Annotated in this window: 5 protein-coding genes; 2 read left to right on the forward strand and 3 right to left on the reverse strand. The window is 67.0% G+C overall.

From position 1 onward, the window contains the following. Positions 1-1,258, forward strand: a 1,258-nt coding sequence (locus ABZ749_RS28910) for a WD40 repeat domain-containing protein (protein ID WP_357233330.1), incomplete at its 5' end; no start/stop codon positions are given. A 184-nt stretch (positions 1,259-1,442) separates the two neighbouring features. Further along, a complete protein-coding gene (locus ABZ749_RS28915) occupies positions 1,443-1,910 on the forward strand; it encodes a peptidoglycan-binding domain-containing protein (protein WP_357233332.1) in 468 nt (155 codons plus the stop codon). Positions 1,911-1,992: 82 nt separating this feature from the next. Here ABZ749_RS28915 and ABZ749_RS28920 read toward each other — a convergent pair whose 3' ends face one another. The 3 genes from ABZ749_RS28920 to ABZ749_RS28930 all read right to left on the reverse strand — a co-directional run. Continuing rightward, positions 1,993-3,048: a hypothetical protein gene (locus ABZ749_RS28920; RefSeq protein ID WP_357233334.1), complete on the reverse strand. Its 1,056-nt coding sequence runs from the start codon at positions 3,046-3,048 to the stop codon at positions 1,993-1,995. Between the two features lie 357 nt (positions 3,049-3,405). Beyond that, positions 3,406-4,881, reverse strand: coding sequence for an RICIN domain-containing protein (locus ABZ749_RS28925; RefSeq protein ID WP_357233336.1), 1,476 nt, complete (start codon positions 4,879-4,881; stop codon positions 3,406-3,408). Between the two features lie 29 nt (positions 4,882-4,910). After that, a partial coding sequence (locus ABZ749_RS28930) for an AbfB domain-containing protein (protein WP_357233338.1) occupies positions 4,911-5,174 on the reverse strand: 264 nt, incomplete at its 5' end.

The following is a 5,174-nucleotide window of genomic DNA, read 5'->3' on the forward strand; positions in this document are numbered from 1 at the left end:
CCTTGCCACCGGCCAGCCGGTCCGCCTTCCGCCGTTACCGCTTGCCGGCCGCTACGCATGGACCATCTCCGCGCCCACCGACAACAGGCTCGCCGTGGCCGACGAGAACGGCGCGATCACTATCTGGGATGTGCGACGCCGCGAGTCCCTGCAGACCTTTCAGGACCGCGGCCGCACCGAAACGGTGTCCGTCGCACTGAGCCGGGACGGGGCGATGCTCGCCTCGGCCGGCTTCAACGGAACCATCGTGCTCCACAATCTGGAGGACGCACCGTTCAGCGGTTTCGCGGCACAGGTCAAAGACCTGAAGATCAGCCCGGACGGAACACGTGTCGCCTCGGCGGGCAGCGACGGCACCGTCCGCCTCTGGGACACCGACGGTAAGCAGGTGGCCGTTCTCAGCGGGCACCCAGACGAGGTCCAGGCCGTCGCGTTCAGCCCCGACGGGCTCCGGCTCGCCGCCGTGACCCGCAACAACATCGTGACGATCTGGGATCTCCAACGTGGACGGCACGCCACCCGACCGATCGTGTCCAAGGGGGTCGGTGCGTCCACGGACGTTGCCTTCGATCCTGGTGGCCGTCTCGTCGCAGCCGCCACGCTCGGCCCCTTCATCTGGGACGTCGGGGACATCAACAACCCGACTGACATCACAGCCAGGTTCCCGGCGCAGATCGTCACGTCGCTGGCCTTCACCCCGGACGGCCGCCGTCTCCTGGGCGCGAGCGTGGGCGGCTTCGTCAACACGTGGGACGTCACCACCGGCAAACTTCTCAGCCGAGTGAAGAGCCAGCAGGGCACAGTGCAGGACATCGCTGTCAGCCCTGACGGAGCTCTGCTCGCGACCGCCGGCGACAGTCGTAGCGTCAAGCTCTGGGATGCCGCGGCCGGCAGCGCACTCGCCGTTCTGCACGGCCACACCGCACCCGTCCAGGTCCTTGCCTTCAGTCGCGACGGCCGCAGGATCGCGTCCGCCGGTGACGACCGGACCATCATCATCTGGGACACCGTCACCCAGCAGCGGGTTACGACCCTCAGCGGCCATGGTGCGAGAGTCCGCGGGCTCGCCTTCACTGCGGCCGGAACTCTCATCTCCGGTGCCGAGGACGGCCGAATCGTCCGCTGGTCGTTCGACGTCCGCGCCGCCAGGGCTCAGATCTGCGCCAAGGCCGGCCGTGAGCTGACCCGGCAGGAGTGGACGAGGCACATCCCCTCAGAGCGGTACGACCCTTCCTGCGGCTCACCGCCGAGTCGCTGACTGAGCTGCGCAAACGTCCTGAGGGTTGTCCGACGTTGTTTGTCCGGCGCCACCGCCCTGTTGGACAACCTCGCGTCGAACCAGCCTGACTCCAGGACACGAGCCGTGCGGTGGATGTCCTGCCAGGAGTCCGACTGCCCGGGGAAAAGCCCAACGGGGGTCCCGGGCATCGGACGACACCGCGATGAAGGAGAACTCGATGAAGCGTTTGGCAGCACTGCTCGCATTGCTCGTGACCGTGCTCGCGGGCACGCTCGTCGCCGCCAGCCCTGCCCACGCTCGCAGTCAGCCGGAATGCGAGTCCTACGACGTCGTCAGCAACCAGGCCGGTTATCAGGTCGCCGCACCGGTCGGCAAGTACGGCGTCCTGCCGTGCTCGCTGGTCTGGGGCGACGGCGGACCGGGCACGGCGGCCCTCCAGTGGGCCCTGAACGACTGCTACCTCGCACCCGCCGGCAAAGTGCTGCTCAGCGATGACGCGGCGTTCGGCCAATTGACCTTCAACGCGCTGAAGTTCGCTCAGAGCAAGGCGGGCATCAGCGCGGACGGCCAGTTCGGGCCGCAGTCACGCGCGTCCCTGAAGTTCCCCGCCTACCAGGGCGGAACCTACGGAACCCGTACCTGTGCCCGCCTCGGCCGTCCGCTGCCGTAACTGCCGCTGGATAGGCCCCGCCGGCGGTGACAGCGCAAACGTTGTCACCGCCGGCTCAGCACGGTGCGCTGGGCTGGTGGACCTAGACCCTTGCTACGCCGGCTGCTACGCCGGCTTCGCCGTTCCGGGGCCACTCCGCAGCCTCCGGGAGCAGGTCGAAGATGCGGTCCATGGAGTACGGCTGGTACGTCGTCTCGGACTCGGCGATCTTCTCCCAGTCCGAGTTGGTGAACTGGAACATCCACAGGGCGTCCAACTCGAAGTCACCGTGTCCCTCGGGAAGGTGTTCGAACTCCTGCTTCATGGCGTCGACATCGAGGCCGGCGCTCGTCGTGTGGCTCTCAAGGTGAGAGCGCGCTGCCTCGTCGAGCATCAGCAGCTCAGCGATGGTGTGTGGCACAGGCGTCACTCCCCTGGCCAGCAGGTCACACAGGTCGACGCAGGTCTGCGCGAGCCGAACAAAGAATTCTGGCGGCTGCGCGATCAACGAAGCCGGAAACGCGACCGCGGGACCTTCGATCCCCCACATGAGGCCATCCGCCTGATCAACAAGGACCTCCGCCATACCGCACAACGACTCGTAGAGAGCAGCAGCCCAGCGAGGGCCGACGCTCCACGAGGGACATACGCAGACTTCTTCGTCGTCGTCCGAGCTCTCCATCAGGCAGCGGCACGATCCGCCGGGACCGCACTGGCCGATGCCGGCGTCATCACCTCGGCGTTCGGCATACGACGGACAGCCGTCGCAGTAGTCGCACCCATCGGCGGGACACTGCGCGGCGGGAAACAGCCCCGCCCAATCGATCTTGCTGCCATCCCTCGGCAGGTTGGGGACGTCGAGTTCGCTCACGAACCAGGTGGCAAGGAACTGCCGTTCATCGGTGACGTCGACGCGCTGTTGGGCTGCTTGGTCAAGCCCGGCTCGGACGCTTGCCGGAAGACTGAGCCAGAGGCCGGAGAAGTTCTCCTGCCCCTTGTCTGGAGAGTTCAACAGGTTGCAAATGGCGACCGCCTGGTGTGGCCAATCGACGGTCGCGATGGCATCCAGCTCGTTGCCGTTGCCTTTGTCGACGATTGCCATGACACGCGACTTGGTGGTGGTGTGTTGGGGCACGAAGGCGATTACTTCTCTGGGCACGACAGCTCCTCCCGGGCGCGCATGAGGGCACGCTGGGCTACGAAGTAGGAACAGAGGTCCGCGCTGGTTGTCCCGGTGCTTCCGTGGACTCCGCTTCGCGGGACATCAAATTAGCATGCCTGTCAATTGCAGGACCGACCCGCGAGCCGGAGCAGAGCCGATCGCTGAGGATCCGCATCTCACTCCCCGCCGGGCGGCGATCATTGCCGGCAGTGGTAGGCGCCGAAGCCGGAAGTTTGCTGCGACGCTACGGAGCCGCCCCGCCCGGCCCGAACAACGACGGGTTGCCGACATGCAACCCGCCGTTGCCCGGCTCGGGAGGGCCGCCGCTGATCAGTCGTTACGTCGGGACGACCGTCAGACGGCGGTGCGGGACCACTGCTGGTTGGTGCCGGAGTTGCACGAATACTGCTTGATGACCACTCCGTCCGCGGTCGCCGCAGCCGGCACGTCCACGCACTTGTTGCTGTGTCGTGCCCGGAGCTGGAAGTAGGCGCCGTTGGTGACCATCTGGAACTGCTGGTTGGCCCCGGTGCCGCAGGTGTACTGGACAAGCTCGGCGCCGTCGGCGGTCGACGCGCTCACCACGTCGAGGCACTTTCCGCTGTGCCGGCTGACGATGCGCCAGTACCCGCTGCCCGCGTCCTGGAACTGCCACTGCTGCCACGCACCACCGCCGTACGTGTACTGGCCGACACGAGCGCCGTTGGCGGTGTTCGGCTGCTGGACGTCCATGGCCTTGCCGCTGTGTCGCGCATCGATCCGGTAGAAGGTTCCCGTCGATGGTGGGGGCGTTGTCGGACCATCGCCGACGGTGTCGCCCCACGCGTACCGGATCCGGTCCGCGCCCGAGGTGTTGCGGACCGTCAGGTTGAGGTCGGTGCCGCTGCCGCTCAGCGCGAACATCGAGTACCAGTCGTAGCCGATGGTGCCGGTCTTGCCGCCGAGGGCGGGCCAGTAGGTGCCACCCATCTGGTTGTCGCGCATGACCTGGGCCATGGCGCGGATGTAGCGCACGAAGTTGTCGGTGCTGCCCGCGTCGGCATAGTTGCGGCCGTCGTTCATGGGAGCGCCGAACTCGGTCGCTACGGCGCGGGAGGCGCAGTTGCCGAGGCGGGCCTGGATGTGGCTGCGGAAGGCGTCGTAGGTCATCGCGCCGTAGAAGAAGGCGTAGTAGTGGAAGGACAGCAGTGTCGAGTTGAAGCGGCTGTCGTTGCAGATGTCGCGCAGGTCCTGGCTGAAGCCGGTGCCGCCGATCAGCACCCGGCTGGGCACCGCCGAGTAGTGGTAGGTGAGCCAGTTTGCGGCGACGTCGCGCCACTCCGCCGAGCTGTAGCCGTGCGGCTCGTTCATCGGCTCGAAGTAGACGTTGGTGTTCGTGCCGTAGGTGTTGGTCACGGTGGACCACATCGCGTTCCACGCGGCAAGGTTCGTGATCCTGCCGCCGGAGGCGGCGCCGTCCTCCCAGTAGGCGAGGATGACCTTGAAGCCGCGAGCGGTGGCCGCGTCGATCGCGCCTCGGTACGCCTCCCACCAGGCCGTCCCCACCGTGTGGGTGTTGATGGGCAGTCGGACGGTGTTGACTCCCATGGTGGACGCCATGTCGTCGTACAGCGCGTTGGCCTTGGCCCGCACCGTCGCGTTGCTGTCGGACGCGCTCAGGCCCTGTACGACGAGGGGGACGGTCTTGAAGTTGTCACCCAACACGGCCCAGTTCATGCCGCGGAACTGGTTGGTGGCGGCGGTGGCCGGCGTCGACGCGACGGCGACCACGCCAACCATCGCCGTCAACGCGGCCACCAGGGCGGAGAGCACCCGTCGATGTAGTACCACAGTCGAGACTCCTTGATCAGGGGCCAGCGTCAGCTGGTCACGCGGAAGGTGGCGTCGGCCCGGCTCTGCGCGTCGGGGACCGGGTCGAGTCGCAGCAGGTAGGCGTAGTGCCGGAGGTAGCGGTCCGGGTGGCTGTAGGACTGGAACGACGTCCACGAGGAGTTGGCTAGACCCGCGACCTGCCGGAAGGTGGCGTCGGCGGCGAAGGTGGCGGTGCCGTCGTTGGCCTCCAGTCGGAAGTCGTACCCGTAGTGGCGCAGGTAGTGGCCCGGGTAGTTGACCGACTGGATGGA

The sequence above is a fragment of the Micromonospora sp. NPDC047753 genome (genome assembly GCF_040642735.1).
Classification (GTDB): domain Bacteria; phylum Actinomycetota; class Actinomycetes; order Mycobacteriales; family Micromonosporaceae; genus Micromonospora.

Excerpts from the sequence above, each read along its gene's own strand:
- ABZ749_RS28915 (WP_357233332.1), top strand. The coding sequence starts at position 1,443 with ATGAAGGAGAACTCGATGAAGCGTTTGGCAGCACTGCTCGCATTGCTC.